Source organism: Streptomyces sp. NPDC001515, from assembly GCF_053597115.1.
This window is the reverse complement of record NZ_JBSFHN010000013.1, coordinates 155,945-182,022: the sequence shown is the minus strand read 5'-3', so window position 1 is coordinate 182,022 and position 26,078 is coordinate 155,945. Positions and strand designations below refer to the sequence as shown.

The 26,078-nt window shown below is 72.1% G+C and carries 26 protein-coding genes and 1 pseudogene; 7 read left to right on the top strand and 20 right to left on the bottom strand.

Features of this window, described 5'->3' with window-relative positions:
• Positions 1-338 precede the first annotated feature (338 nt).
• Genes ACWCXC_RS16210 through ureA form a run of 6 tightly spaced genes read right to left on the bottom strand, consistent with a single transcriptional unit; the run spans position 339 to position 5,466 of the window.
• Positions 339-1,157, bottom strand: a complete 819-nt coding sequence (locus tag ACWCXC_RS16210) for an urease accessory protein UreD (protein ID WP_450889306.1) — start codon at positions 1,155-1,157, stop codon at positions 339-341.
• On the bottom strand, positions 1,154-1,891 hold the full coding sequence (ureG, locus tag ACWCXC_RS16205) for an urease accessory protein UreG (RefSeq protein WP_450889344.1): 738 nt from the start codon (positions 1,889-1,891) through the stop codon (positions 1,154-1,156). The genes ACWCXC_RS16210 and ureG overlap by 4 nt, the downstream gene beginning before the upstream one ends.
• Before the next feature lie 22 nt (positions 1,892-1,913).
• Complete coding sequence (locus ACWCXC_RS16200) at positions 1,914-2,567, bottom strand: urease accessory protein UreF (protein WP_450889304.1); 654 nt, start codon at positions 2,565-2,567, stop codon at positions 1,914-1,916.
• Between the two features lie 9 nt (positions 2,568-2,576).
• A complete protein-coding gene (gene ureC / locus ACWCXC_RS16195) occupies positions 2,577-4,448 on the bottom strand; it encodes an urease subunit alpha (RefSeq protein ID WP_450889302.1) in 1,872 nt (623 codons plus the stop codon).
• A 36-nt stretch (positions 4,449-4,484) separates the two neighbouring features.
• Positions 4,485-5,069, bottom strand: coding sequence for an urease subunit beta (locus tag ACWCXC_RS16190; protein ID WP_450889300.1), 585 nt, complete (start codon positions 5,067-5,069; stop codon positions 4,485-4,487).
• A 10-nt stretch (positions 5,070-5,079) separates the two neighbouring features.
• Complete coding sequence (gene ureA / locus ACWCXC_RS16185) at positions 5,080-5,466, bottom strand: urease subunit gamma (RefSeq protein ID WP_450889298.1); 387 nt, start codon at positions 5,464-5,466, stop codon at positions 5,080-5,082.
• Between the two features lie 900 nt (positions 5,467-6,366).
• Here ureA and ACWCXC_RS16180 point away from each other — a divergent pair.
• Together ACWCXC_RS16180 and ACWCXC_RS16175 are read left to right on the top strand one after the other, a co-directional pair.
• Positions 6,367-6,951 carry a TetR/AcrR family transcriptional regulator gene (locus ACWCXC_RS16180; protein WP_450889296.1) on the top strand — a complete coding sequence of 195 codons (585 nt, stop codon included), beginning with the start codon at positions 6,367-6,369 and terminating at the stop codon, positions 6,949-6,951.
• A 261-nt stretch (positions 6,952-7,212) separates the two neighbouring features.
• A complete protein-coding gene (locus ACWCXC_RS16175) occupies positions 7,213-7,971 on the top strand; it encodes an SDR family NAD(P)-dependent oxidoreductase (protein WP_450683199.1) in 759 nt (252 codons plus the stop codon).
• 165 nt (positions 7,972-8,136) lie between these two features.
• Here the strand turns inward: ACWCXC_RS16175 and ACWCXC_RS16170 are convergent, their stop codons facing one another.
• The gene (locus ACWCXC_RS16170) at positions 8,137-8,481 is read right to left on the bottom strand and encodes an inner-membrane translocator (protein WP_450889293.1); all 345 of its coding nucleotides are present in this window, start codon (positions 8,479-8,481) and stop codon (positions 8,137-8,139) included.
• 286 nt (positions 8,482-8,767) lie between these two features.
• Between ACWCXC_RS16170 and ACWCXC_RS16165 the strand changes: the two genes are divergently transcribed.
• Positions 8,768-9,037, top strand: coding sequence for a DUF1905 domain-containing protein (locus tag ACWCXC_RS16165; protein WP_450683197.1), 270 nt, complete (start codon positions 8,768-8,770; stop codon positions 9,035-9,037).
• 142 nt (positions 9,038-9,179) lie between these two features.
• Here the strand turns inward: ACWCXC_RS16165 and ACWCXC_RS16160 are convergent, their stop codons facing one another.
• The 4 genes and pseudogenes from ACWCXC_RS16160 to ACWCXC_RS16145 all read right to left on the bottom strand — a co-directional run bounded on the left by ACWCXC_RS16160 (position 9,180) and on the right by ACWCXC_RS16145 (position 13,659).
• Entirely contained in the window at positions 9,180-10,040 is an 861-nt protein-coding gene (locus ACWCXC_RS16160; RefSeq protein ID WP_450889291.1) for a universal stress protein, read from the bottom strand.
• A gap of 206 nt (positions 10,041-10,246) precedes the next feature.
• A pseudogene (locus ACWCXC_RS16155) lies at positions 10,247-10,707 on the bottom strand (SRPBCC family protein).
• A 472-nt stretch (positions 10,708-11,179) separates the two neighbouring features.
• Complete coding sequence (locus tag ACWCXC_RS16150; protein ID WP_450889289.1) at positions 11,180-12,580, bottom strand: DUF7507 domain-containing protein; 1,401 nt, start codon at positions 12,578-12,580, stop codon at positions 11,180-11,182.
• 773 nt (positions 12,581-13,353) lie between these two features.
• Positions 13,354-13,659, bottom strand: coding sequence for an iron chaperone (locus ACWCXC_RS16145; protein ID WP_450889287.1), 306 nt, complete (start codon positions 13,657-13,659; stop codon positions 13,354-13,356).
• Positions 13,660-13,669: 10 nt separating this feature from the next.
• Here ACWCXC_RS16145 and ACWCXC_RS16140 point away from each other — a divergent pair, with 10 nt between their 5' ends.
• The 3 genes from ACWCXC_RS16140 (at position 13,670) to ACWCXC_RS16130 (ending at position 16,180) form a co-directional block, all read left to right on the top strand.
• The gene (locus ACWCXC_RS16140) at positions 13,670-14,011 is read left to right on the top strand and encodes a TetR-like C-terminal domain-containing protein (RefSeq protein WP_450889285.1); all 342 of its coding nucleotides are present in this window, start codon (positions 13,670-13,672) and stop codon (positions 14,009-14,011) included.
• Positions 14,012-14,150: 139 nt separating this feature from the next.
• Positions 14,151-14,870, top strand: coding sequence for an LmeA family phospholipid-binding protein (locus ACWCXC_RS16135; RefSeq protein ID WP_450683191.1), 720 nt, complete (start codon positions 14,151-14,153; stop codon positions 14,868-14,870).
• 293 nt (positions 14,871-15,163) lie between these two features.
• Entirely contained in the window at positions 15,164-16,180 is a 1,017-nt protein-coding gene (locus ACWCXC_RS16130) for a zinc-dependent alcohol dehydrogenase family protein (RefSeq protein ID WP_450889283.1), read from the top strand.
• A 331-nt stretch (positions 16,181-16,511) separates the two neighbouring features.
• Here the strand turns inward: ACWCXC_RS16130 and ACWCXC_RS16125 are convergent, their stop codons facing one another.
• Genes ACWCXC_RS16125 through ACWCXC_RS16110 form a run of 4 tightly spaced genes read right to left on the bottom strand, consistent with a single transcriptional unit; the run spans position 16,512 to position 20,036 of the window.
• Complete coding sequence (locus ACWCXC_RS16125; RefSeq protein WP_450683189.1) at positions 16,512-17,234, bottom strand: response regulator; 723 nt, start codon at positions 17,232-17,234, stop codon at positions 16,512-16,514.
• Positions 17,231-18,418 carry a sensor histidine kinase gene (locus ACWCXC_RS16120; protein ID WP_450889281.1) on the bottom strand — a complete coding sequence of 396 codons (1,188 nt, stop codon included), beginning with the start codon at positions 18,416-18,418 and terminating at the stop codon, positions 17,231-17,233. Before ACWCXC_RS16120 ends, ACWCXC_RS16125 begins: the two co-directional genes overlap by 4 nt.
• A 7-nt stretch (positions 18,419-18,425) precedes the next feature.
• The gene (locus ACWCXC_RS16115) at positions 18,426-19,088 is read right to left on the bottom strand and encodes a DUF998 domain-containing protein (protein ID WP_450889279.1); all 663 of its coding nucleotides are present in this window, start codon (positions 19,086-19,088) and stop codon (positions 18,426-18,428) included.
• Between the two features lie 36 nt (positions 19,089-19,124).
• The gene (locus ACWCXC_RS16110) at positions 19,125-20,036 is read right to left on the bottom strand and encodes a serine/threonine-protein kinase (protein ID WP_450889277.1); all 912 of its coding nucleotides are present in this window, start codon (positions 20,034-20,036) and stop codon (positions 19,125-19,127) included.
• Between the two features lie 96 nt (positions 20,037-20,132).
• Here ACWCXC_RS16110 and ACWCXC_RS16105 point away from each other — a divergent pair, with 96 nt between their 5' ends.
• Positions 20,133-21,371, top strand: coding sequence for a Tat pathway signal sequence domain protein (locus ACWCXC_RS16105; RefSeq protein WP_450889275.1), 1,239 nt, complete (start codon positions 20,133-20,135; stop codon positions 21,369-21,371).
• Between the two features lie 54 nt (positions 21,372-21,425).
• Here ACWCXC_RS16105 and ACWCXC_RS16100 read toward each other — a convergent pair whose 3' ends face one another.
• From ACWCXC_RS16100 to ACWCXC_RS16080, 5 genes are read right to left on the bottom strand one after another with little or no spacing between them, the layout of a single operon-like run.
• On the bottom strand, positions 21,426-21,635 hold the full coding sequence (locus tag ACWCXC_RS16100; RefSeq protein ID WP_450683184.1) for a hypothetical protein: 210 nt from the start codon (positions 21,633-21,635) through the stop codon (positions 21,426-21,428).
• Positions 21,632-23,131: a glycosyltransferase gene (locus ACWCXC_RS16095; RefSeq protein WP_450889273.1), complete on the bottom strand. Its 1,500-nt coding sequence runs from the start codon at positions 23,129-23,131 to the stop codon at positions 21,632-21,634. The genes ACWCXC_RS16100 and ACWCXC_RS16095 overlap by 4 nt, the downstream gene beginning before the upstream one ends.
• Positions 23,119-23,862 carry a PHP domain-containing protein gene (locus ACWCXC_RS16090; protein WP_450683182.1) on the bottom strand — a complete coding sequence of 248 codons (744 nt, stop codon included), beginning with the start codon at positions 23,860-23,862 and terminating at the stop codon, positions 23,119-23,121. Before ACWCXC_RS16090 ends, ACWCXC_RS16095 begins: the two co-directional genes overlap by 13 nt.
• Positions 23,859-24,938, bottom strand: a complete 1,080-nt coding sequence (locus ACWCXC_RS16085; RefSeq protein WP_450889271.1) for an ATP-grasp domain-containing protein — start codon at positions 24,936-24,938, stop codon at positions 23,859-23,861. Before ACWCXC_RS16085 ends, ACWCXC_RS16090 begins: the two co-directional genes overlap by 4 nt.
• The gene (locus ACWCXC_RS16080) at positions 24,931-26,049 is read right to left on the bottom strand and encodes a PIG-L family deacetylase (RefSeq protein ID WP_450683180.1); all 1,119 of its coding nucleotides are present in this window, start codon (positions 26,047-26,049) and stop codon (positions 24,931-24,933) included. The genes ACWCXC_RS16085 and ACWCXC_RS16080 overlap by 8 nt, the downstream gene beginning before the upstream one ends.
• Positions 26,050-26,078 lie beyond the last annotated feature (29 nt).

The window sequence follows — 26,078 nt, the reverse complement described above, 5'->3', positions numbered from 1 at the left end:
GCCGGATACAGCTCCAGGCCGCCGGTCGCCACCGCGCCCGACATCGTGATCGCCAGGACCGCGCGGGCCAGCACCCACCCGCACGTCAGCCGCATGCCTGCCGCCCAGGAGTGAAGAAGAGGCCGGCACGGGCAGTGCGTCGCACGACACCCGGGGAATGGCCGGGCATTCCATCGAGAAGCCTCGAACTTCAGCGACTTGGTTCCCGACCTCCTTCATCCAGCTTTATCCCGCCACTGGCGGGAGGGCTGAAGGAGACCCGGAGTTCCGGTAATTGCACAGGAATCACACCGGTCGGCCAAGACGCACAAAAAAGACCGCCGGCGACCCGGCGCCGGTCAAGCTGGTTCGGCCACCGGACCGGCCGTCACGGGCGCGCTGTCGGAGCCGACCGCGCGGCTTCCAGGTGCGGCAGCCGGGTCAGGGTTCATGGCCACCTTCTGCCACGCGGCGAAGGTGGGGTCGCACAGGCGGTCGCGGAACCGGCCGATCCCGATCCAGCGCAGCAGGGCACCGGCCCGGTCCAGCGGGAAGTACGTCTCGCCGTGGCCGGTGGTGCCGGCTTGTGGCCCGGCGGGCGGCGGGGGTGTCCAGCCCAGGGCGGTGACCGTGTCCATGGAGCGGAGGTTTCCGAGGATGCCGGGCATGGTGCGGGCCTGTGCGCCGAGGTCCAGGTGTTCCACCTGGACCGGGCCGGTGTCGTCGGTCGCGTTCAGGGTCGTGGTCAGGTCCCCGCCGGTCTGCCCGGCACGCCCCAGGACGATCTTCTCCTGCATGAGGATCCTGCCGGTGCCGTGCAGCCTGATGCGGGTGTCCCGGCGGGTGGTGATCCCGTCCGAGACGACGAACGGCTTGCCTGCCCAGGTCAGCACCGCCCCGTCACCCACCGTCGCGTCGAGCGCCCAGGACGAGGGGGCGTCGCCTCCGTAGGCGACCGTTCCGGTGGTCTCCACGATGTCCAGCCAAGTGCCCGGAGCGACGTCGACTTCGATGCGGACGTCGTCGCCGGCCAGCAGCAGCGCCCGCGTGGCGAGGAGACCGACCCGGGCACCGCGGGCGTTCCGGTCCATGATCCGTGCCGTCAGGTGCCCGGGTGTGTGGTGGACGCGGCAGCGGTCGCCGGTACGGGCGATGCCGAGGCGGGTGGGGACGGTCACGCGCCCTGTCCCGCGGGCGCCGGGTCGTGGGCATGCGGGGTGGTGCCGGTGTGAGGATGCGCGGGGGTCTGCTCGGTGTTCGGGGCGGTGTGGAGGTGCGGTGCCATGGGGCCGGGATCGACCGGGGTGTGACGGCCTGTGCGGTAGCGGGCGAGGGCGTCGCGGACCCAGCCGGTCAGGAGCCGGACGGATGCCTCGTCGTGCCGGGAGAGGGCGATCACCGGGGATCCCTGCCGGGCTTCGCGGCCCTCACGGGTCATGCGCCCCACGTCCACCCCCACGTGCTCGCCCAGATCGGTCTTGTTGATCACGAGCAGGTCGGCGCGGGCGATGCCGGGGCCGCCCTTGCGGACGACATCGCCGCCGCCGGCGACGTCCAGGACGAACAGCTGGGCGTCGACGAGCGCGGGGGAAAAGGTCGCGGTCAGATTGTCACCACCGGATTCGATGACGACGAGGTCCAGGGGGGCGAACTCCGCCTCCAGGTCCTCGGCAGCCAGCAGGTTGGCCGTCACGTCGTCGCGGATCGCCGTATGCGGGCAGGCGCCCGTCTCGACCGGGCGGATGCGTGCGGGGTCGAGGACGCCGGCACTCCTGAGGAAGCGTGCGTCCTCGTCGGTGTAGATGTCGTTGGTGATGACGCCCAGGCTCATTTCGCCGGAGAGCGCTTGGCACAGGGTCGCGATGAGCGAACTCTTGCCGGTGCCGACGGGGCCGGCGACGCCCAGGCGCATGGCGCGTGCGGGAACGGGGTTCTCAGGCACTGAAGAGCCTTTCGGTGGTGGTGTCGTGGGTCTCGGCCCAGCGTTCGATGAGGGGTGCGCCGTGGGCGGGAATCTGTTCGGGGAGGCGGAGAGGAGCGACCTGTGCGGCCAAGTCCTCGATGCCGGGGAGGAGTTCGTTCACCCAAGCGGTGATGACCAGCGGATCGCGCGGTTCGAGTTTGAGCAGCGCCGCTGTGACGGTCTGGGCGTCGTCGTAGCCCACGAGGCGCGCCACGTCTGCCGGTTCCATGCCGGCGCGGTACGCGAGCAGGCCGAGGACGACCGGGCGGGACCAGGTACGTGCCCGGGTGTCGAGGGGGCCGGGCCACAAGGCGTGCAGGACGCGGAGGTATCCGCGCCCCAGGCGCCGTGCGGTGGCCCTCAGCGCCGGGCTGGGGGTCCGGGCGGCCCAGGCGGCCTCGACCTCGGCGAGATCGCCGCCGCTCGCCGCGACCGCACGCGCGACGACCGCGGTCCCCGCCTCCACCCGGGTGACGGTGCGCAGGCGGGTACGCAGATAGGCGGGTACGTCGGCGGGCGCCGTGCCCGCCTTCAGCGCGGGCTCCAGGCCGGCGGACTGCGTATGCCCGCCGGACGGGAGACGGGCGTCGCCCAGCAGGGCGAGCAGGAGCGGAGATGTGCTCACGGTGGCCTCTCAGAACAGCAGGTAGCGCTGGGTGAGCGGCAGGCTCCTGGGAGGCTTCGGCTGGTCGAGGTACCAGTGGTCGGTGAGGCTCTTGTGCCGGGTGAGGCCGTGACGGTCCGGGTCGACTCCCTGGATCTCCACCGCGATCTTGAACGTGCTCGGGTCGATGTCGATGCCGTGCCGCGCGTCGTTGAAGACCATGTGCCGCTTCCCGATGTCCTTGACGGGCTTGGCGCCCTTCAGTTCACGGCGCAGGCCGAGGGTGGCCTCCAGGGAGTCCCCGAACACGCCCTTCCCCCTGACGCCGCTGTACGGGTCGCTGCCGGCGGGCGGGTTGAGGACCTTGTCCGAGACGAACGAGTACGACAGATGAGGGGCGATCGCGGCGGCCATCGCCGGGCGCAGGAGCGTGGGCTGCGGCGTGGAGACCGAGCCGTTGGGGTCACCGAGGTTGCCGACCACGATGGCGCCGCCCTTGATGACCACTTCCGGCCGCACGGCGAAGAACCTCGGGTCCCACAGCACCAGGTCCGCCAGCCTTCCCGTCCTCACCCAGCCGACATGGTCGTCGATGCCGTGGGCGATCGCGGGGTTGACCGTGTACTTGGCGACGAAGCGCAGCGCGCGGGCGTTGTCGCCCGGCCCGCGGTCGGGCCCGTAGAAGAAGTTCGCGTCCTCGAAGGTCGTGTGGCTCCACTCCTTCATGACGTGCGCGACCTGCCAGGTGCGGGTCACCACTTCACCGATCCGGCCCATGGCCTGGGCGTCGGAGGAGGTGATGGACATGGCGCCCATGTCGTGCAGCACGTCCTCGGCGAACATGGTCGTCGAGCGGATACGGGAGTCGGCGAACGCCTGGTCGTTCTTGTTGCTGAGGTCGAGGTGGTGGGCGGAGGCCAGCATGTCGATGTGTTCGGCCACCGTGTTCACCGTGTACGGCAGTGTGGGGTTCGTCGACGCGGGCAGGACGTTCCGCTCGGCGGCCACCTTCAGGATGTCGGGGGCGTGCCCGCCGCCGGCGCCCTCGGCGTGGAAGACGTGGATGCCGCGCCCGCCGATGGCGTCGAGGGTGGTTTCGACGAAGCCCGACTCGTTGAGGGAGTCGGCGTGCAGGGTGACCTGCAGGCCCCATTCGTGCCCCGCCTTCAGCGCGGCGTCCAGCGCTGCGGGCGTGGCACCCCAGTCCTCGTGAATCTTGAAACCGCCGGCCCCCGCCAGGGCCTGTTCGTCCAGGCCCTCCTTGCTGACGGTGTTGCCCTTGCCGAGCAGCATGACGTTGACGGGCAGACCGTCGAAGCTGCGGTGCAGGTTCACCAGATGCTGCGGACCGGGCGTCACCGTGGTCGCCTTGGACCCCTCCGAGGGGCCCACACCTCCGCCGATCAGCGTCGTCGTCCCGGTGGACAGGGCCTCCCAGACGGCCGAGGGGGAGATGAAGTGCACATGGGTGTCGACGGCACCGGCCGTGAGGATCTTGCCCTCACCGGAGATCACATCCGTGGAGGGGCCGATCTCCAGTCCCGGGGTGACCCCGTCCATGACATCGCTGTTCCCCGCCTTCCCGACCGCGACGATCCTGCCGCCCTTGATGCCGACGTCGGCGCGCACGACGGCGTGGTTGTTCTCCCGCTCCACGGCCGGTCCGACATCGAGGACGACCACGTTGGTGATGACGGTGTCGGGGGCGCCCTGCGCGCTCGTGGTCGTCCCCTGCAGCATCGACTCGCGGATGGTCTTCCCGCCGCCGAAGATCGCCTCGTCACCGCCGAAGGTCAGGTCCTCGGTGACCTCGATCCACAAGTTGGTGTCGCCCAGGCGGATCTGGTCGCCCACGGTCGGCCCGTAGGACTTCGCGTACTGCGCGCGGGTGATGCTCGCCATTACTCGGTTTCCTCCACAGTGGTGTTCGGCATCCGGTCAGCCGAGTTCGACGTCGGCGGCCGACTTGTCCTTGCGCAGGCCGGGAACGCGCCGTCTGTTGCGGATGGCCACGATGTCGACGGCTTCGCTGGGCGCGTTCTCGGGGCTGAACCGCTTCGAGTCGCCCGGAGCCACATCGAGGCGGTACCCCCAGGGGGCCTTGCCCGGTGTCTTGGACCGGTCGTACGCCAGCGCCCTGGCCGCCGCGATCTGCGCGTCCCGCACCAGGCCGGGGTCCGTGAGAACGGCCTCTGCCTGCGTGGCGGAGTCCAGGTCGGTGAAGAACAGCAGGTCCTCGTTGACGTCCGCCAGGTGGAAGTGCGAACCGATCTGGATGTCGCGGTCTCCGACGTTGACCACGTAGACGGTCGCCCTGGCGCACAGCGAGTTGAGCTCGATCTCCGCGTCCGGGTCCTTCACCCACACCTCCCCGACCCTGTGGCGGGAGAAGTCGCCGGTCTCGCTCGGGTCCAGACCGGAGGGCGGCCGGTTTCCGGGCTTGTGACCGCAGTGCGCCGGGCCGGGGCACACGAGCTGCGCGGGCGTCGTCGGATGCGGCGCCAAGGGCTGGAAGTAGGGCATCGGTACGTCCTCAGAGGATCGGGGCAGGGGCCGGCGCGGCCTTCGGGGCGCGGATCGGGTCGTAGAGCGTGACGAGTTTGCGGCCGTCGGGGAAGGTCGCCTCGACCTGGAGGATGTCGAGCATGTCGGCCACCCCGTCCATGACGTCGGCCGTCGTGAGGACGCTCTCGCCCCTGCCCTGGGTGTCCCCCTTCCGCTCGTCCGGCGGGACGTCGGCGTCGCTCATCATCTGATCGACGGTGTAGTTGCCCGCCCGGGCCTCCTCGATGACCCAGCAGCTGATGTAGGCCACCGCCTCGGGATAGTTCAGCTTGATCCCGCGTTCCTTGCGGTAGCTGGCCAGCATCCCGGCGACACTCAGCAGCAGCTTCTCCTGCTCCGAGGGAATCAGGTGCATACGTGCTCCTCCTGCGATCGTGAAAAGCGCCTTCAGGTCGGGGGAACGGGGCGACGCACCCTCCGCCTCCGGCCACCGGACACAATCCGGCCCCGCACGGGCAGGCGCACGAGAACGAGTGCGCAAGCGCCCGCGACCACATCCCGAATCCGTGAACCGACATGCTCCGGCAGAAAGAAAAGAGTCCGCCGCTTCCACATCAACGGCCGAACCACCCGAACCGTGGTCGATCATCACGCGGCAGGCAGGGCAACCGCTGAACAACAACGCCAACACCCCCGAACGAATACAGAAACGAACGAACGACCGACGAAAGACGTCAATGTGGGCGCAACCCCTGCCCGAGCAGCGCGAACACCTGTCCTTTCGCTCGGCGCTCGGGGCACCGCGAATCCCCGGGGCACTCCTCCGGGGCGGCGGCCGCCCTCCGGGACGACCCGAAAGAAATGGCGAGCAGAAACCGCCCGCATGGGCGCCCGAATACTCGGACCGATCAGATTCCGCCCCTCCATGGAGTCCCCCGACTTTGGGCGAGGTCCGCAGCTTACAGAATCGGTCACATACCAGGTCCACGTATGAGCAGAAATTCATTTCACGTTGGTTTTGTTCTCCATCCGAGCGAATCCGCCCCGAAATATCCCCAACGACCGTTCAGGCCCTCTCGACCGATATCACATCGGATCTCAGGCCGAGAGGTACTGCCCCACATCTCACGGAGAGGAATTCTGTGGCGTATTACAACAAGGGAAGCGCGCTGTTCTACCCGACCGCCCGTCAGACGCGCCGACGGCTCACGAGCCCCCGGCGTCGCCGACCGGCGGCCGGGGGCTCATGAGCACCAACAGCCGCCGCGATGCGCGTTATTGACCGATCGTTCTAGATAGCCCTAGGGTCTTCGACGTGGCCAGGACCAAGGAATTCGATCCGGACGCCGCGCTGCAGTCGGCCCTTGAGCTGTTCTGGCGGCGGGGCTACGAAGCGACGTCAATGGCGGATCTCGTCGAGCACCTCGGCATCGGCCGCGCCAGCATCTACGCGGCCTTCGGCAGCAAGCACGAGCTGTACCTGAAAGCGATGGATTGGTACGCCGAGACGCGCGACCCGGGACTCCTTGCCGAGCTGTCGCAGCCAGGCCCCGCGTTGCCTGCCGTGCGGGCGGTGGTGCGCCGTTTCGCCGCGGAGGCCGCCGCCCCGGAGGGCCGGCTGAACGGCTGTTTCGTCACCAACACCGCGGCCGAGCTGGCGCCCCACGATCCCGCGGCGGCCCGCCGGGTCGAGATCAGCTGGGAGCACGTGGAGACCCTGCTGCACTCCGCGCTCCTGCGGGCCCAGGCCCAGGGCGAGTTGCCGGAGGAACGCGATCCGCGTGCGCTGGCCCGGATGCTGCTCGTCCTGCTGCAAGGGGTACGGATCGTCGGCAAGGCGTCGATCGATCCCGCACGGGTACGGGACGCGGCCGAACAGGCCCTGGCCCTGCTGGACTGACCCACATCCACCGAATCCACCGGGCCCGCTTCCGCATACCCGAATAATGAACCGATCGGTCAAATATCAGGAGACCGGCAAGACCGCCCCTGGCGCTGCCAGCGTCGCCGCCGTGCGGCAGCGATGCGCCTTCGTCCTCCTCGGCAGCGTCCAGACCGCACTGATCTTCACGCTCGCCGCCCTGGCCGTGCCGCGGGACGCCTTCCCCTCCCACCGCACCCCACCGCACCGCGTATTCCATCACTCAAGGGAGCCACCCCCATGAACCGCTTCACCGGCAGGACCGTCCTCGTCACCGGCGCGGGCTCCGGTCTCGGCCGCGCCATCGCGCTCGCCTTCGCCACCGAGGGCGCATCCGTGGTGGCCGCGGGGCGCACCGCGGCCTCCCTGGACGAAACGGTCGGTCTCATCGAGGCCACTGGCGGCACGGCCGCCGCCATAACCGCCGATGTCACCGACTCGGGCCGGCTCCAGGACCTCGTACGCGCGAGCGTGACCCGCTTCGGTGGACTGGACATCGCGGTCAACAACGCCGGAATACTCCGCGGCACCGCACCCGTCGGTGAGGTGAGCGAAGAGGACTGGGACGCGGTGCTGCGCACCAATGTCACCGGTGTCTGGCTGGCCATGAAGCACGAGATCGCATACATGAAGGGAAACGGTGGCGGCGCCATCGTCAACATCTCCTCCAACCTGGGCGCGCACCTGCGCGTCCCGAACCTGGCCGCGTACATCACCTCGAAGGCGGCGGTCTCCGCGCTCACCCGCGCCGCCGCCCTCGACCACATCCACCAGGGGATCCGCATCAACGCGGTCAGCCCCGGCGCCTCCGCCGCCCCCATGTCGCTGCGGCCCGGCGAGACCGAGGCCGACCGTGCCGAGCGCGTGAAGACGGAGAATCCGCTCGGCCGGGTCGCGGAAGCCGAAGAGGTGGCGGCGGCGGTGCTCTATCTCGCCTCACCCGCGGCCGGCGCGGCGGTCGGCGCCGACCTGGTCATCGACAGCGGAGCCTCGGCCTGACGGCGCGTAGGCTTCGGCGTCGCCCTCGGCGAGGCTCCTCGACTCGACGTTCGAGAAGACGGCCGCGACACCGCCGACCGCCTCGTGCCGGCCCTTCCCCGACCAGGGAAAGGGCCGGCACCGTCCGGACCCGGCGCTTCACGGGCTGTCGTGACCGCACGTGGATCACGGCCAGGACGCCAGCGCGACGAGTGCCACAAGGACGCAGCACATCATCTGCACCACACCGATCACGTGGTGCTCAACTCGCAGAAGTACGACGGCCGTTACGCCGACCACCAGGGACAGCGCACCGAAACCCAGCACCGGAGCCCAGTCCTGCGACGCCACGCCGGCAGCCGTCCGCCCTGAGCCGGTGCCCATCCCGTGCAGCCCCCGAACGGCGAGCACGACGGCAACCAACAGGGCTGCCGCCCCGTCCGCCACCAGGACGAGCAGCAGCAGACAGCCTCCGCTGAACGCGTCCGCTCTGTCGGAGGCCGAGGACCGCGCGTCGTCATGATCGGGCATGCCCCCACGGTCGTCCGGAAGGCATCCTTCCGAGCGGTCCGTCGCCGACTCGCAACCCGGATGTACTCCTTCCTTCATCGGTCACTTCCGTGTGATGAGCAGGACGTCCGCGCCGTTGCCGAATTCACCCGCCATGAGCCGCCCGAGGCGTCCGCGGAGTCGAACCCGACCTCCGCGATGAGTTTCCCCGCCCGGCTCCGTCTTACCTGGTGAACGTCAAAGAAGCGGAGGAACGGGGAGGAGTAGGACATCCTCGTCGACAGCTCCTGAACCGGAGGTATCCGTGATGGACAAGCAGTTCACCGCGACCCTGCAGAAGAGCCCGAACAAGGGCGGCTGGACCTACGTCGTGTGGCCCGAATCGGTTGAGTTCTTCGGTACGCGCGGCCTCGTGAAGGTCCGGGGCACGATCGACGGCCATCCGTTCCAGAGTTCGTTCATGGCCCTGGGGGACGGCACGCACAAACTGCCGGTGAAGGCGGACGTGCGCAAGGCGATCGGCAAGGAGGAAGGGGACACCGTGACCGTCCGCCTGGAGGAGCGGGTGAGCACCTGACCTCAGAATCGATTGATCATCATCAGCTCCGCCGGGTCGGCGCTGATCCCCCGCCGGGCTGCGACCCGGCGCCCGCCCCGGCCACGGGCCGCTGACCACGCACACCGCAAAGCGCCCGGGGACGTCCTCCCCCGAAGCAGCCTCAGTCGGCCGCTGTCTCCCTCGTGGGGACGACGGCGACCGGGGCGTTGGCGAAATGGAGTACCGAGTGGACGACGTGCCCCACGTACCGGCTGCCCTCGCTGCTGCGCCCGACCACCAGGAGCTGGGCGCCCGCGGCCAGGGAGACCAGCATCTCGGCGGCGAACCCCACCTGCGTGTGTGCGGTCACGGTGACGGAGGGATAGCGCCGGCGCCACGGCTTCAGGAGGGTGAGCAGTGCCCGGCGGTGCTCCTCCTCCAGTTCGGCGGGCCTGTGGGAGAGGCCCAGGACGCCCGACCGGTTCGTGAACATGGCGGGCAGGTCCCACGCCCGCGCCGCCCGCAGCGGAACGCCGTGCGCGTCCGCCGTCCGGAAGGCGAAGTCCAGGACCGCCTCCGCCTCCTGATCCGCCTCGGGGACGCCTGCCACGACCTCGCCCTTCCGCGCACGCCCGGCGGCCTCGCCGCCCCGGATCAGCACCACGGGGCAGGCGGCCCGGCTCATGACGCGCAGGCCGACCGACCCGAGGAGGAAGCCGGTCACCGGTCCCGGTCGGCGGGATCCGACGACGATCATCCGGGCCCCGTCGCCCCGCTCCGTCAGCAGGTCGGCGGCGGGCTGATCGACCAGCTCGGCACCGGCCTCGACGCCGTCGTAGTGCTCGCGCACCCAGGCCAGGGCGCCCGCGAGGGCCTGCTCGCCGGCCCGGCGTTCGGTCTCGGCGTCGGCGAGGAAGGACGGATCGTGTCCGTGCAGCAGCAGGAGCGGCGCGCCCAGGCGGCGGGCCTCACCGGCTGCCCAGCCGGCCGCGAGCAGGCTGTCCGGCGTGCCGTCGATTCCGGCGATGACGGGGTGATGCACGAGGTCTCCTCGCTGAGGGCGGGCGGCAACGGGTCCGTCGCGCCGGGCCGGGCGGGTTCGGACAGGGGGCACGACACCAGGCGTGTTCGCGCGGGGCGCGGCACCGTCCGCCCGCCGGACCGGTGGGCGCTCGTCGAAGCGTAGGCGGTTCGTACCCATTCACCCCTGATGACGCGTTCGGTTTCCGCCGGCGTCGGTCGAACGTGTCACGGCGTGGCCCCTCCGAGCGCGCGGCGGTGCTCCCGGACCGCGATCCGGGCCAGCTTGGTCAGCATCATGCCGTTGCGGATCCCGACGAGGTAGTCCACGGGCAGGCCGTGCATCCGGACGCCCGGCCCCCGCAGCGCGTGCCAGTCGAGGATGAAGAGCGTGGCATCGCCCCAGGGCACCAGCTTCATCGCGATGCGGGCCGCGCCGAAGGGTTCGGCTCTCGCCTCCAGTTCCAGGCGCCGCTCCGGCTCGCAGATCCGGACGACGCAGGTGTCGTCGACGACCAGCCGACCCGCACCGACACGGACGCGCAGCCGGGCACCCACCTGGGGCCAGTGCGGATCCGCGGCGAGGACCTGTTGAGTGCCGGTCACCCATTCGCCGTAGCGGTGCCCGTCGGACAGCAGGCTCCAGACCTCGGGGGGCTGCTCAGAATCAGACGACGGTTCCGGGCCAAGCTGCACACGCTCCCTGGGGACGGCGGCGAGACGGTCGGGAGGGGTCGGGACGAGACGCGTCGGGACGGCACGGGGCACAGGACCGTGCGTCGTCTCCTGCGCGCCCTCGACACTAGACCCGGTCCTTCGGCCGCCTTCGGGAACGCGCCGGACATGAGACCGTCCGGGCGAGGCGCGGTACACCGTGGACCAGCGGTCGGATCGTCGGCCGGCCCTTCCCGGGCGGCGACGCGCGTCCCGGGCGGCGACGCGCGTACCGGGCCGGTCCGAGCCGTGGGCCGGGAATCGGGGCCGCACGCGCGTCCCGGACCGTGGGGCGGGGCGGGGGCCAGGGCTGCGGTCCCTGGCCCCCGCCCCTGGGCCGCTGCGGCCGGCCGGGGCAGGTGCCGGCGGCAGCGGGTCTGTGGGGTGCCGGGTGCGGAGGCGCCGGGGTCGAGGAGTCCGGCGGCGCCCGGTTCGAGGACCGGGTGGTTACTGCGGTGCGCAGGGGTCGCAGCACACGGGGGCGGGCTCGACGCAGATCGTGACGGTGTCGGTGTCGTCGGCGGTGTCGAGCGGCGTCTCGTCGGCGGTCACGGCGGCCGTGTTGACGATCTGGCCGGCCCGGGTCGCCTTGGCGCGCAGGGTGAGGGTGGCGGTGGCGCCGTCGTCCAGCTCTCCGGCCGACCACACGCCGGCGGCGGGGTCGTAGGAGCCCGAGGTGGTGTCGGCGGACAGGAAGGTGAGCCCTTCGGGGAGTTCGTCGGTGACGGTGACGCCGGTGGCCGTGTTGGGGCCGGCGTTCCCGATGGTGATGCGGTACGTCACGGTCTGCCCGACGCTCACCGTCGTGGCGTCGGCGGCCTTGGTGACGTTCAGGTCGGCGGCCGGTTCGACGTCGGTGATCTGCGGCTCGCTGGTGGCGGTCAGGGGCTCGGGGGTCTCCCCGAGCCGGTTCTCGTAGGTGGCGGTGGCGGTGTTGGTGATCCGCGTGCCGCCCGCCGACCGGTCGACGGTGACCCGGTACTCCACCGTGCTGCCCTCGGGCAGGATCTCGGTGTTGGCCAGGCTGCCGCCCCGGTCGGCCGTGGCGCCGTCGCCGAGGCGGAAGACGACCTGGCCGGTGTCCGGGTCGTAGTGGGCCTGGTCGTCGCCGGTCTCGTCGCTCTTGGGCCCGGCGTTCGGTCCGGAGACGATGTACAGCGAGCCGGGGACGTAGCTGGTGCCCTCGGGGATCACGTCGGTGACGGTGAGGTTCTCGGCCCCGCCACCGCCCTGGTTCCGGGCGGTGATCCTGTACGTGAGGGTGTCGCCGACCTCGGCCCGTCCGGCGGGGGCGGCCGTCTTGGACAGTTCGACGTGGGGAGCGGTCCCGAAGAACACCCCGTCCAGGAAGTTGCCGACCGTGGGGTCTCCCCCGGATGCCGACACCGACCGGAACGCGAAGCGGGTCAGCGTCTGGCCGGCGGGGACGGTGTACGTACCCGTGTAGTGGCCCCAGGCCGTGTTCCCGTCGGTGATGGTCCGCTGCTCGGTCTGGGAGCCCGGCGCGCCGATGTCCAGCGCCATGGTGTCCTCGCCGCCGCGCCCGCGGTGGTACAGGCGCCAGTACAGCTTCGTCCCCGGCGTCGTGGGCAGGTCCTGGTAGAGGGTGGATTCGTCGTTCGCGTTCAGTTCGGCGAACTGCGACCCTTCCGCGGACGGGACGCCCAGGTAGCCGTCACGCCAGACTTCGATCTTGTGGTCGGGCGCCGTGGTGAGCCAGCCGGGCACCCGCCCGGGGTCCTGCGTCTGCGAGGCGTCGTTCAGGAACTCCATCGACCCGACACCGGGCTCCTCGAATCCGCCGTTGACCAGGGCCACCCGGCGTGGAACGGAAGGGGGCGTACTCATACGTGTTCTCCTTCGGTGAAGCAGTGGTTCGTCCGGTCGCCACACCGCGTGCCGGTTTCGGCCGTCGGCACGGGCGGATGACGGTGCGCCACGGCACGCCGGGGCCCGAACCCGGGTACGCTCGTGCGCCGTGGCCCGGGGCGGGTCGTCGACCGGCCTTGGGTGAAGCGAGGTGCTGCCGGAGCCAGTTGCGTTGGTTCCGGCAGCCCTTCACCGGGGACGGCAGCCCGTCACCGAGGACGGACAAGCGGTCCGAGACGGGCGGGGCGCAGCGAGGTCTGCGTGCGAGGCCGGCGGATCGCGCGCCGGCCCGGCACAGTCGTCAGTGGCATGGTTGGGTACGGTCGCGAAAGGTTGTCCCTCCACGGTCCTGCGTCGCATTCCGTCGGTGTTCCGCGATCCCCCCGCACCGAATGTCACTGACAGTATTCCCGTGAACACGCCGCGTGAACACTGATGTGGAGTGCGCACCCGGCCCCCTGTCCCCGGCGCACAACCGCGACGGCCCGGCGTCCCCCGTACGACCCCGCCTCCTTCCATCGACGGGTTTCGGCACGCCCGAGACCGGCAAGCGGCCCCGGGGCCTCTGGTACTGATGAGGCAATGGGGCAACACCTCACCCGCCGGTGGGAGTTGCCCCCGCCCCGAGGGACCGGTACGGGGCGGAACGGGAGGCACGTGATGAGCGGTTCGGCCGGTTCGGCCCACGGCAGCCGCCGGAGCGGTCCGGCCGCGTCCGGGCAGCGGTGGTGCGCTCCCCGGACGCGGTCGGATCACTCCGCGCTCGCGTCCACCGCCCGCTGCACGAGCGTGGCGATACGCGCTTCGACCTCGGGCGTCACATCGGTGAGCGCGAAGCCGGTGGCCCACATCGCGCCCTCGTCCAGCACGGCCTGGTCGCTGAAGCCGAGCGTCGCGTAACGCGCCTTGAACTTCTCGGCACTCTGGAAAAAGCAGACGACCTTGCCGTCCCGTGCGTAGGCGGGCATCCCGTACCAGAGCTTGGGCGCGAGGACGGGGGCGTTGGCGGTGATGACGGCGTGGACGCGCTCCGCCATGATCCGGTCCGATTCCCGCATATCGGCGATCTTGGCGAGCGCCCTGTCGAGCCCGCCGATCGGCCCCGTCTACCGCGCGCTCATCGCCGAGGCACAGTCCGATCCCGCCCTGCGGGCGACCCTCCACGAACGCTTCCTGACCACCGTCGAGCAGAGCACCCTCGACCGGATCGTCCGCGCCCAGCACACCGGCGAACTGGTCGCGGGCGTACGCCTGGAGCATGCCGCCGAGGTGCTGTGCGGCACGCTCTACTACCGCAGCCTCCTGTCGTCCCGCCCCGTCGACGAGAGCGCGGTCGACGGACTCCTCGACATGTTCATGGCCGCGTACGCGACCACCGGCCGGACGGACTCCGCCGGACCGTCCCGCTGACCGGCCGGCCGGGCCCCGTCTCCGGGTCACAGGTCGTGTGCGCGCAGGCCATGCCTTCGTAAAGCCGCGCCGCACCGCCCTCGGACCGGCTCACGATCACGAAGCCGGAAATCGAATGTCCGATCGTGCGGAGGGCGTCATGAGTCGTAGATGGGTGAAGATCCTGGGGATCTCCCTGGCCGTACTCGCGGTCCTCTTCACTCTTGCCGACAGGCTGGCGGTCCACTTCGCGAACAAGGAGATCAGCCGGCTCGCGAAGGGGAACTACGGCTACGGGAACGCGGCCCACGGCTATGTGGACCTGTCGATCAAGGGATTTCCCTTCCTCACCCAGGCGGCCGGCGGCTCGTTCGATCACGTGACGCTGGACGCCGGAAGCTTCTTCGTCAGCGACACGAGCAACGCGTCGGGCGGCTACCTCGACATCAAGCGTCTCCATCTCGACTTCCACGACGTCCACGTGGCCTCGCTGACGGGCCGCAGCGCCCAGGCGAATCTCGTCACGGGCACGCTGACGCTCTCCTACGAGGACCTGTCCGAGGCGCTGTCTCGGCTGGTGGGAGGCGGTGCCCCGGGAGGTACCCGGCTGACGGTCTCACCGGCGCCCGGGTCGAACGGCCAGGAGGCCCACGTGAAGGTGTCGGGAACGGTCGCGGGAAAGCCCGTGGACAGCGTGGGCACGATTCTGGCCCAGGCCGACGACGTGAGTTTCCGCGTGCCCGGACTGGAGAAGAGCGAGGGCTCCTGGTCGGTCTCCCTGCCGATCAACACCGGGTTCACCGAGGCCCGTGCGACCGAGGACGGGCTGGAGGCCGACGTCGTCGGGCACCAGGTCCGTCTCGGATCGACGTATCGGTGAGGGCCGGGCGGCCCGGGCCGGTCGGGGGTGATCTTCGCTCGCCGCGGGGTCAGGAACTCGCGGACCCCTTCACGGTTGTCCACGCCTTCGACGGTACGTCCCCGACAGGGCCGTAGAGGTGTACTGGCGGTACACCCTTCGGTGGTGCCTCGCTCCGGGCGCCGGGAGCGGGTTTCCTGGATGACGTGGTGCTTTCCGCCCGCCGTCGCGGCGGCGCGCACCCGCCCCCGCACCGGGCGGCGGCCCCGGACCTCCGGCGGCCGGCCGCCACAGCACGCAAAGGAACCCCTCTCATGCGCGGAGCAGTGATCCACGCCCCCGGCGACGTCCGTTTCGAGACCCTGGACGACCCGAAGATCCTCACGCCCACCGACGCGGTCATCCGCACGGCCGTCACCTGCGTCTGCGGATCCGATCTGTGGCCCTACCGGGGCGCGGAGCCGGTCGGCGACCCGCATCCGATGGGGCACGAGTACGTCGGATTCGTGGAGGAGGTCGGGTCCGAGGTCACCGATCTGCGGCCCGGCCAGTTCGTCGTCGGCTCGTTCGCCACCTCGGACAACACCTGCGCGAACTGCCGGAACGGCTTCCCGTCGCACTGTCTGAACCGCGCGTTCATGTCCACCTGCCAGGCCGAGTACGTCCGCATCCCGAACGCCCAGGGCACCCTGGTCGCCACCGAGGAGGTGCCGGACGCCGCGTACTGGCCCGGTCTGCTGGCCGTTTCCGACGTGATGGGCACCGGCTGGTGGGCCGCGGACGCCGCCGAGGTGAGGCCCGGTTCCACCGCCGTGGTCGTCGGGGACGGCGCGGTCGGGCTGTGCGGTGTGATCGCCGCGAAGGAGCTGGGGGCGGAACGGATCATCGCCATGAGCCGGCACGCCTCCCGCCAGCGGCTCGCGCGGGAGTTCGGCGCCACCGACATCGTCACCGAGCGCGGCGAGGAGGGCGTCGAGCGGATCAAGGAGATGACCGGCGGGATCGGCGCCGACAGCGTGCTGGAGTGCGTCGGCACCGAGCAGGCCATGAGCCAGGCGCTGCGCTCGGCCCGCCCCGGCGGCAACGTCGGCTTCGTCGGCGTCCCCCACGAGGTCGCGATCGACGGCCAGGAGCTGTTCCACTCCCACGTCGGCCTGCGCGGCGGCCCCGCCCCCGTACGCCGCTACCTCCCCGACCTCGTCGACCGCGTCCTCACCCGCCGCATCGACCCGGGCCGGGTCTTCGACCTCACCCTCCCCCTCGCCGAGGTGGCCGAGGGCTACCGGGCCATGGACGAGCGCCGCGCCATCAAGACCCTCCTCACCCCCTGACCCGTCCCCCGGCCTCCGTTCTGCGCCCTCCGCCCTCCCTTGCCCGAAGGAACGATCATGCAGATCACCGACAGCTCGTCAGCACCTTCAAGGGCCCGCCGGACTGGTTCACCGGCGATGTCTCCGTCGACGCCGTCGCCGCCGGGCCGGCCGTCTGATGGGGCGTCAGGGAGCGACCACCGTCGCCGTGTGCCCCCACATGCGGCTCCGGCATACGCGCCCCTGCGGCGTCCGTGATCCCTCGCTGGACGAGCCACACCTGCGTCGCCGAGCCGCAACGGCGGTGGAACACCGGTCCGCACACGGCTTGGAGACGGACAGTTTCCGTCCTTCAGACCGGAAGGCGCATGGATCCCGGGCCGGCCGGTGGTCCCTGTTCCGGAGTGCGCCCACCGCCGGCCAGGACGAGGCCCGTCTCGTAGGCGAGGATGACCAGTTGGGCGCGGTCGCGGACGCCGAGTTTGGCGATGGCGCGGGTGACGTGGGTCTTGGCGGTGAGGGGGCTGATGAAGAGGCGCGAGGCGATCTGGTCGTTGGAGAGGCCGGTGGCGATCAGGCGGGTGACCTCGCGTTCCCGGGCGGTGAGGACGGCGAGGTGATCCGCGGTGTCGGCGGGGGACGCCGGGAGGTGTGCGAACCGTTCGATCACGCGGCGGGTCGCCCCGGGTGAGAGGAGGGCGTCGCCCGCAGCCACCGCCCGGACGGCCTGGCGCAGGTCGTCCGGCTCCGTCTCCTTGGTGAGGAAGCCGCTCGCACCCGCGCGCAGGGCCGCGAAGACGTACTCGTCGGTCTCGAAGGTGGTGAGGACGATGACGCGGCAGTCCGTCAGTTCGGGGTCCTGGACGATCGTCCGGGTGGCGGTGAGGCCGTCCGTGCCGGGCATGCGGATGTCCATGAGGACGATGTCGGGGCGGAGGGACCGGGCCGCGCGGACCGCCTCGTCGCCGGTACCCGCCTCGCCGACGACCCGGATGTCCTCTGCGCGGGCGAGGAGGCTGCCGAATCCCGCGCGTACCAGGACCTGGTCGTCGGCCAGAAGCACCTTGATCGTCATGGGCGGAAGCCTGGCACAGGGAGGGCGGCTCGCACGAGCCATCCGCCCTTCGGATGCGGTCCGGCGGAGAGGTCTCCGCCGAGCGCGCGGACCCGTTCGTCCATTCCTCGTATCCCGTGACCGGCCGGGGCGGTTGGCCGGGCCGATGGCCGGCCGTCGTCGGTGACGTGTATCTCCACCCGTCCGTCGCCGCATCGGATGCCGACCTCGGCCCGTGTGGCCTCCGCGTGGCGGACCGTATTGGTGAGGGCTTCCTGGACGATCCGGTGGACGGCGAGGGAGACCGGTGCGGGGACGGTGGCGAGGTCGCCGACGGTCTCCAGCCGGATGTCCAGGTCCGTCGAGCGCATGCGGTCGACGAGCCCGGCGATCTCGTGGACCCCGGCCGCGGGGTCCACGGGGCGGCCCTCCCCCGGCGCGCGCAGTACATGGACGAGTGCGCGGAGGTCGCGCAGGGCCTCGGTGCGGACCTGCTGCGCAGTGGCGAGGGCGTGGCGCGCCTCGTCCGGGGAGTCGTCCAGGGCCTCGGCCGCGACCCTGAGCTGGACACCGACGACGGTCAGGGTGTGCCCGACGACGTCGTGGAGTTCTCGGGCGATGTCCAGCCGGGCCTCCGCGATCCGCCGGCCGGCCTCCAGGTCCCGTTCGCGCGCGGCCCGCAGAAGGCGTTCGTCGAGCTCGGCGCGCCATCGCAGGCGGTTGCGGTGGGCGGTGGCGGCGGCCAGGAGCACCGCGAGCCAGAGGGCCTCGGGGCCGAGGAAGCCTAGGGCCTCGCGCGCGGTGGCGCCGCAGGCGCTCGTCTCCCAGGCCGCGGCGAAGGCCAGTTCGGCCAGGCCCGCGCCGGCCGCCCACGACAGGCCGGGCCGGCCGGGCCGGTCGTCGGCGGCCAGGGTGGCGTACGCGGCCGAGGCCGGCCACACCCAGCCGGCGTCGGTGAGTCCGGCGGTACGGAAGACGACGACGGCCTGCACACTGAGCAGGAGGACGACGAACGGCCGGTGACGGCGTATCAGGAGCAGCGCGCCCAGCCAGAGGGCGAGCGGCAGGGTTCCCGCGGCGTCCAGCCGGCCGCCGAGCCGGACGGTGACGGCCAGGACGGCGATCACGGTCCCGGCGGCGAGGAGCCCGTCGACGAACCGGGCTGTGCGGAGGGCGGCGGGAACGCGGCCGGCGGGTCGGTCCATGGGCCGATCATGCATGACGGTCCCGACCCCGCTCGGGGCGGGCACCCGCCACGGCCAGCGCGAGCGCCACCCATCCGAAGTCCGCGACGATGACGAGGCGTTCGGCGAGACCGACGAGCGTGGGGGCGCCGCCCAGCCCGAGCGACGGGCCGCCGCGCATCACGTCGACGAGGAAGACCGCCAGCGCCGCCGTGGCGGCGGCCGAGATCACGGTGAGGGTGTTCAGGGCCGTTCGCACGCCGGGCCGGCGGGCCACGAGCGCCCGGCGGAGCAGCACGGCGGCGGTCGGCAGGGCCGCGAAGGCGAGGAAGGCGGCGTTGCCGTGGACGAGTTCGGACACCGAGGGGCGGCTCCATCTGCCGGGCGGGTCCGCCGGGAAGACGGCCGCGACCAGGATGCCCGCCGTCCACATCGCGAGCGCGACCCGGCCCGCACGCCGGGTCCCGACTCCCAGCCGTGCCACGAGGACGGCGGAGGCGGCACCGACGGCGAGTAGTGCCACCGGGACGAGCCAGCCGGCCGTGCCGTGCACGTACCGGCTGAGCGTCTCGCTCACCAGGTCGTACTCCGGGTTGAGCGCCTCCGCCGCGGCCATCGCCAGGGCCCCGATGCCGATCAGGCCGAGCGGGGCCCGTACCCCCGCGTTCCATGCCGTGTCCGTCGCCGTCATGCCGTCCTCCTCGGTGTCGTTCCGGTGATCCAGAACCTACGGAGGAGGCGGGGAAGGCCGCGTCGTCCCGATGCCGACACCGTGCCGTACACCGGCCGGTGTCGTCGTGCGGGCCGGCTGCAGCGTTCGGTGTACGTACCGGGGCGGCCGGGCCGCGGGCGATGTGCCGCGCCGCGTGTCCACGAACCCGGAGGGCTGCCCGCGCTCACGCACGAGCTGTCGCACCGCACCGGCCGGCCGGTGCGGGGGCGGGGTGTGGACGTGGTGGTACAGCAGGGCCGCTTCGGCTCCGGCGTCGAAGGGGCTCCGTCCGCTGAGGAGTTCGAAGAGGAGGACGCCGGTCGCGTAGAGGTCGCTGCGGTGGTCGAGTGCTCTTCCCTGGGCCTGCTCGGGCGACATGTAGGCGGCGGTGCCGACGACGGTTCCGGCGCGGGTGACCGGGGCGGTGTCCGCGGCCGGGCCGCGGGCGATGCCGAAGTCCAGGACCTTCACCGTGCCGTCCCGGGCCACCATGACGTTGGCCGGTTTGATGTCCCGGTGGACGAGTCCGGCCTCGTGGCCGGCGGCCAGGCCGTCCAGGATGTCCGCGGTGATCCGTAACGCCTCGTGCACGGCCGTCGGACCGGTGGACACGACGTCGCTCAGCGGGCGGCCGTGGACGAACTCCATGACCAGGTACGGGGTGGGGTCGCCGCCACCCACCGGTTCCTCACCGATGTCGTGGATCGCGATCACGTTGCGGTGGTTGAGCGCTGCCACGGCGCGTGCCTCGCGGCGGAACCTCCTGCGGAAGTCCTCGCCCGTGGCCGTGCGGTCCATGAGCTTCACCGCGACCTCGCGTCCCAGGGCGGTGTCCGTGGCCTGGTAGACCGCGGCCATCCCGCCCCGGCCGACGGACCGGACCAGGCGGTAGCGGCCCCGGCCGACCGACTCCACTGTCTCGTCCACGCGTCCTCCGCTCGGCTGCCGTGCCCGGCCATGACGATGGCAGGACACGGCCGACGCGAACAAGGTGTCGCCGTCGGCGGTAGGCAGGATGGGGACATGCCGCATACCCCCATGAACCGCCGCATGTTCACCACGCTGATGGCGGGATGCGCCGTGGGGGGCGGGGGCGGCGGGTGCGCGGCGGACGACGGGGACTCCGGGTCCGGTGCCGCGGCCGAGCGGGCGTACGTGTTCCTGGACCGCCGCGTCGACGAGGCGGCGGGCGCGTATCCCGGGCTGCCGCGCAGCTACACCGGCGGGGCCATGGCGCTGCACCATTCCAGGGTCGCGTTCACCTATGACGCCGCCGTCATGATCATCGCGTACTGCAAGCGGGGGCGGGAGGCCGATCTGACGCGGGCCGGAGCGCTGGGCCGGACGCTGCTGGAGCTCCAGGACGGCGAGGCGGACGGGCGGCTGCGCCAGGCCTACACGTCCGGGAAACTGCCTCCGGGGCAGCGGGTGCCGGAGGTGGACTCCGCCGGCACCTTCACGGGCACCTCGGCCTGGGCCGGACTCGCGCTGCTGCATCTCCACCACGCGACCGGGGCGTCCGCCTACCGTGCGGGGGCGCTGCGGCTGGGGCGGTGGATCCAGGAGCGCACCTACCGCGCCGAGGGCGTCGACGGGTACACGGGCGGTTTCGACTCCGGCGGTACGGAGCTGCGGTGGAAGTCCACCGAGCACCACGTCGATGTGACCGGGTTCTTCCGGGGGCTGGCCGGCGTCTCGGGGGACGCGGTGTGGGACCGGCGGGCGGATACGGCCGCCGCGTTCCTGGATGCCGTGTGGGACGGCGAGCGGGGCGCCTTCTGGACCGGTACGGGGACGGACGGGGTGACGGTGAACCGGTCGCCGGTGCCCGAGGACCCGCAGACCTGGTCGTATCTCGCGACCCGCGACGTCCGGCACGCGCGCTCCGTGGACTGGGCGCTGACGGGTCTGGCGGCCTCGGACGGCGGGTTCTCCGGGGTGTCCGTCAGTGACGCCGACCGGTCGAAGGTCTGGTTCGAGGGCACCGCGCATCTGGTGTGCGCGCTGCGTGCGCGGAGGGCGGCCGGGGACGACGAGCGGGCCGGGCGGCTGCTGGAGTCGCTGCGTTCCGCCCAGACCGACGCGCCCCACGCGGACGGGTACGGTCTGGTCGCCGCGTCCTCGGACGGTCTGGAGACGGGTGACGGCGACACGTTGTACGCCAGCCTGCACACCGGCACGACGGCCTGGTTCGCGCTGGCGGCCCGGGGCGCGAATCCGTTCGCCCTGGGCGGGGAGGGGAGCGTCGCGGCGACGCGGTGAGGGCGGACAGGCCCGCGCGGCGGCCCGGTGGGGGCTGCGGGTGAGGGCGGTTCGTCACAGGAGCCAGTGCCAGCGGGCCACGAGGAGGCCCGCGATGATCAGGAGGACCAGGAGCTCCCACCACAGGAGCCGCCGGTCGGCGCGCCGGTCCTCGCGGGTGAGGTCACGGGCGCGGCGTGCCAGGGCCTCCGGGGTCCGGTCGCCGGGTGCCGGGCGGGCCGGTCCCGGCGGGCGGGGCGCGCCGCCGGTGTCGTCGTTCGTCACTGTCCGGCCGCCACCTTTCCGGTCTTCTCGGTCTTGTCCCAGGTGAGTTCGGCGTTCCGCTTCTCCTCGACGTACGCGGCGACGAGGCACGCGGCCAGCAGGGAGCCGTATCCGGCGAGGTGCAGAAGGGGCGGCGCGAGGCGGCGCAGCCGGGTGCCCGCGAGCAGCTTCGCGATCCAGGCGAGGGGCATGGACAGGGTGAGCCAGGCGTAGACGGCCAGCATGACGGGGTGCACGGATCCGTCCGACGGCAGCAGTCCGGCCCGGTCGAGCAGGGGGGTGAAGACGCCGGGCAGGGCGGTGACGACGAGGATGACGGTGGCGACCAGCCCCGGGTAGATCAGCGCCTCGAACCAGCTGCGGCGGAAGGTCCGTGGGTCGATCACGGCGGCCATCAGCGTGATCAGCAGATAGCAGACGAGGTTCGTCACCCAGAGGTAGTGGAAGAGGGCCCAGGCCCGGTCGTGGTCGGTGAAGTAGAGGAGGACGAGGGAGGCCGAGCACGCGATGAGCAGCACGGGGGTGGCCAGGAGCGAGAACCAGATCAGGCCGAAGAGGAACGAGCCGAGCCGGTGTCCTTCGCCCCGGGCGGTGCGCCCCCGGAACCACACGCCCTTGTACCGCCGGGTGACCTGGAGGTTCCCGCGCGCCCAGCGCAGCCGCTGCTTCCACAGGCCGGTCAGCTCCCCGGGTTCCTCGGCGAGCACGGTGGCGTAGCCGTCGAAGACGACGCGGCGGCCGGCGAGCTGGGTCTCGAAGGTGGTGACGGTGTCCTCGGCGAGGGTGGTCGTGTCGAAGCGGCCGCCGAGCGCCTCCAGGTTGGCGCGGGTGTGGAGTTGGGCGCCGCCGGCCAGGCAGGCGACGACGCCGAGGACGTTCTGGGCGCGGCGGGCTGCGGCCTGGGCGGTGATGTATTCGTAGGCGATGTAGCGGGTGAGGGAGTTGCCCTGCCGGCCGCTGCCCTCCTTGATGTACGCGGTCACGGCGCCCACACCGGGGTCGGCGAGGTGCCGCGTCATGCGCCACAGGGCGTCGTGGTCGAAGACGACGTCGGCGTCCATGACGAGGACGGCTTCGGCCCAGTCGTCGCGCAGCACGTGCTCCAGGCCGTGGTTGAGGGTGTGGGCCTTGCCCTGGCCGCCGTGCTCGCGGCGCAGATGGACGACCCGGCCGGGGTGGCGGCGGGCCAGTTCGCGCATGACCTCGGGGGTGGGGTCGGTGCTGGCGTCGTCGACGACCACGACCCGGAGCCGGTCGGGCGGGTAGCGCAGGGCGAGCAGTCCCTCGACGGAGGCGGTGAGGACGGGGGCCTCGTTCCAGGCGGGGATGAGGACGGCGGTGCGGGGCAGATGCGCCCCGTCCCGGTCCTCGTACAGATGGCGGAAGCGCTGGAGGCCGATGAGGAGGAACTGGAGCACGGCGGTGACCAGGGGCACGGCGCCGAGGAAGACGATCACCTCGGCGACGGTGTGCAGGATCTCCTTCAGTGTGTGCACCGTTCCTCCGTCTCGGCGAGCGCCGCGGCGACCCAGTCGAACGCGCCGACGGCGTCCGCGCGGTGCGCGTCGCTGCCCGCGCCGAGGGTGACGCCGGCGCGGGCGAGCAGGGCGGCGGTGCGCGGGGCGGGGCAGCGCCATTTCTCGTTGAGTTCGACCGTGACGCCGTGGGTGCGGCAGGCGTGGGCCAGGGGGGCGAGGAGGGCCGCGTCGACGGCGCTCTCGTCGAGTCCCGTCTTGGGCAGCACGCTGAAGAGGTGGGCGAGGTGGGCGGAGCGGCCTGCGGGGATCCTGCCGACGGCGCGCGTGGTGGCGCGGACCAGGTGTTCGAGTGCGTCGCGGGGGGTCAGGGTGCCGGCGTCGAGCAGGTCGCGCACGGCCCGGGGGTGGGCCGGTCCGTCCGGGAGCGGGAAGCGGTGGTCGGCGACGGCGATGTGCTCGATTCCGCTGAGGTCGTCCGGCAGGTCGATGCGCCCCGACGTGTCCATGATCTTCGCCTCGACGCCGCAGACGAGACGGACGGGGGTGGTGGTGCGGGCGGCGCGCACCGCTGCCACGTAGCGGGGCAGGTAGGCGGTGTCGGCGCGGACGTGGTCGGTGAGGACGAGGGTGTCCAGTCCGGCCGACTCCGCCGCGGCGACGACGCGGTCGAGCGGGTCGCGGCCGTCGGAGAAGTCGGTGTGGGTGTGCAGGTCGGTGCGCAGGGCCGGGTGGGCGGGCGGTTCGCTCACGCGCGTCCTCCCGGCCGGTCCTCCCGCGCGCCGGCCTCCCGTGCGTCGCCCATGTCGCCGAGTTCCGCCGGGTGCAGGAGGACGTCCTGCCAGTGGCGTACGACGGCGGCCTCGCGGTGCTCGATCCGGTCGGGCAGGGCGGCGCCGAGAAGTCCGGCGACCGCCCAGCCGGGCATGTCGACCCCGGCGGCGACGGTGAGCGAGAGGCCGCCGGGCGGGCGGGGGTTGACTTCCAGGAGGGCGGGTTCGCCGTTGCGGTCCTCGCGGACCTGGACGTTGAGGATGCCGTGCAGGCCCAGGGCGCGGACGGTGTCGGCGGCGAGCGCGGACAGCGCGGGGGCGTGGAGGATACGGCCGGCGACGACGATCCCGGAGTCGGTCTTGTCGCGGGCGCGCGGCACCGCGGCGACGACCCGTCCGGCGCCGTCCGTGAGCACGTCGACGGAGTACTCGGTGCCCGGCAGCATCTCCTGGACGAGGTAGGAGCCGTCCTGGGGGAGCCGGGCGAGACCGGCCTCGTCGCGGACGACGGTGATGCCGCGGGAGCCCGAGCCGGTGCGGGGCTTCCCGATGGCGGGGAAGCCGCCCGTGTAGCCGCCGCCGGTGTCCGCGTCGTCCTGTCCCGGGCCGACGGGCCGGGTGACCGGTACGCGGACCACTCCCCGGCATGCCCGCGCCAGGCGCCATTTGTCCAGGCAGGTCTCCAGGGCGGGCGTGGGCGGCACCAGGACGCGTACGCCCGCGTCCGCGAACGCGTCGGTGGCGCGGGACAGGGCGACGAGTTCCGCGTCCACGGTCGGCACGACGACGTCGACGGCGTAGCGGCGGCACAGGGTCAGCACGGCCTGCGCGAAGCGCGGGGCGTCGCCGGGCGGCAGGAGCAGGCGGTAGGCGCGCGGGACCAGGTAGAGGCCCGCTCCGTTGGGGTCGATGTCCGCGGCATACCGTTCGGCCCTGCCGTCGAGGGCGCGCAGCATGCAGACGCCGGAGGGGCCGCCGGCTCCGGTGACCAGGACCCTGGGGGGCCGGCCCAGCGGGGCGGCGAGGTCGGGGGCGGCCGGGCGGGTCTCAGGCACGGTCCGCGGGGGAGTATCCGAGGGGGGCTGCGTCACGGATGACCTCCAGGGGTTCTGCGTAGCGGGTCTGGGTGAAGCGCCCCCAGTAGCGGGCGGTGGAGCGCAGCAGGTCCTCGTCCAGGTACCAGCGACTGGCGGCCTGCGAGTGGTGGGCGCCGATGGCCGCGAGCTTGGCCTTGACGTCGGTCTCGCGCAGGTCGATGAAGCGGTTCGGGTGGTAGCCGACGGTGGCCGAGGGCGACTGGTAGCAGGCCAGGCGCTGCACCTGGCGGCAGGCGACGAGCGTGGCCCGGTGCACGGCGCGGTGGTCCTGATGGGTGTCGTTCGCGGAGTGCACGAGCACGACGTCGGGGCGGACGTCGGCCACGACCTCCTCGATGATGCGGACGGTGCCGCTGTCGTCGGTCATGTGGCCGTCGGGGAGGTCCTTCATGACCAGGCGGGCGCCCATGGCCTCGGCGGCGCGGTGGGCCTCGGCGCCCCGCCGTTCGGGGTCACCGCCGGCCGCGCCCTGCGAGAGCGTGAGGACGGTGACGTCCCAGCCCTCGTCCACCCGCCGGTGGATGGTGCCTCCGGCGCCGATCTCGACGTCGTCGGGGTGGGCGCCGACGACGAGCATGGACACGGTGGTCTGCGGTGGTGCGGTGGACCTGCTCTGCAGGGCCCTCACCAGGGCCGCGACCAGGCCGTCCGTGTCGCCGCGCTCGACCATGTCGGCCGCGTGGCCGCGCAGGGCGGCGAGGGCGCGGGCGGTGCTCGGCTCGCTCTCCATGACGACGACCGGGACGCCCGGGTGCGCGGTGTGCCAGCTCTCCAGGAAGGCGGTCAGGCGGTCGTCGGTGCCGCTCAGCGCGGTGTCCCAGACGGCCGTGTCCCAGCGCTGGGTACCGGCGGGGGGCATGTGCCCGGCCCGGAGGAACTCCTCGGCCGACTCGGCGGTGATCACCGGTCCGGCGCCGTGCGCGCGCAGGAGGTCGGCGGCGGCCGTGGCCGCCTGCCGGTCGTGGTCGGCCAGCAGGATGCGGGCTCCGGTGAGCAGGGGCGGGGCATCGTGGGCGGAAGAGGTCCAGTCGCCCCTTCGCTCGCCACTCTTATGGGGCAATTCGGACATAAGGGCCATCGTACAGTGACCCGTGTCAC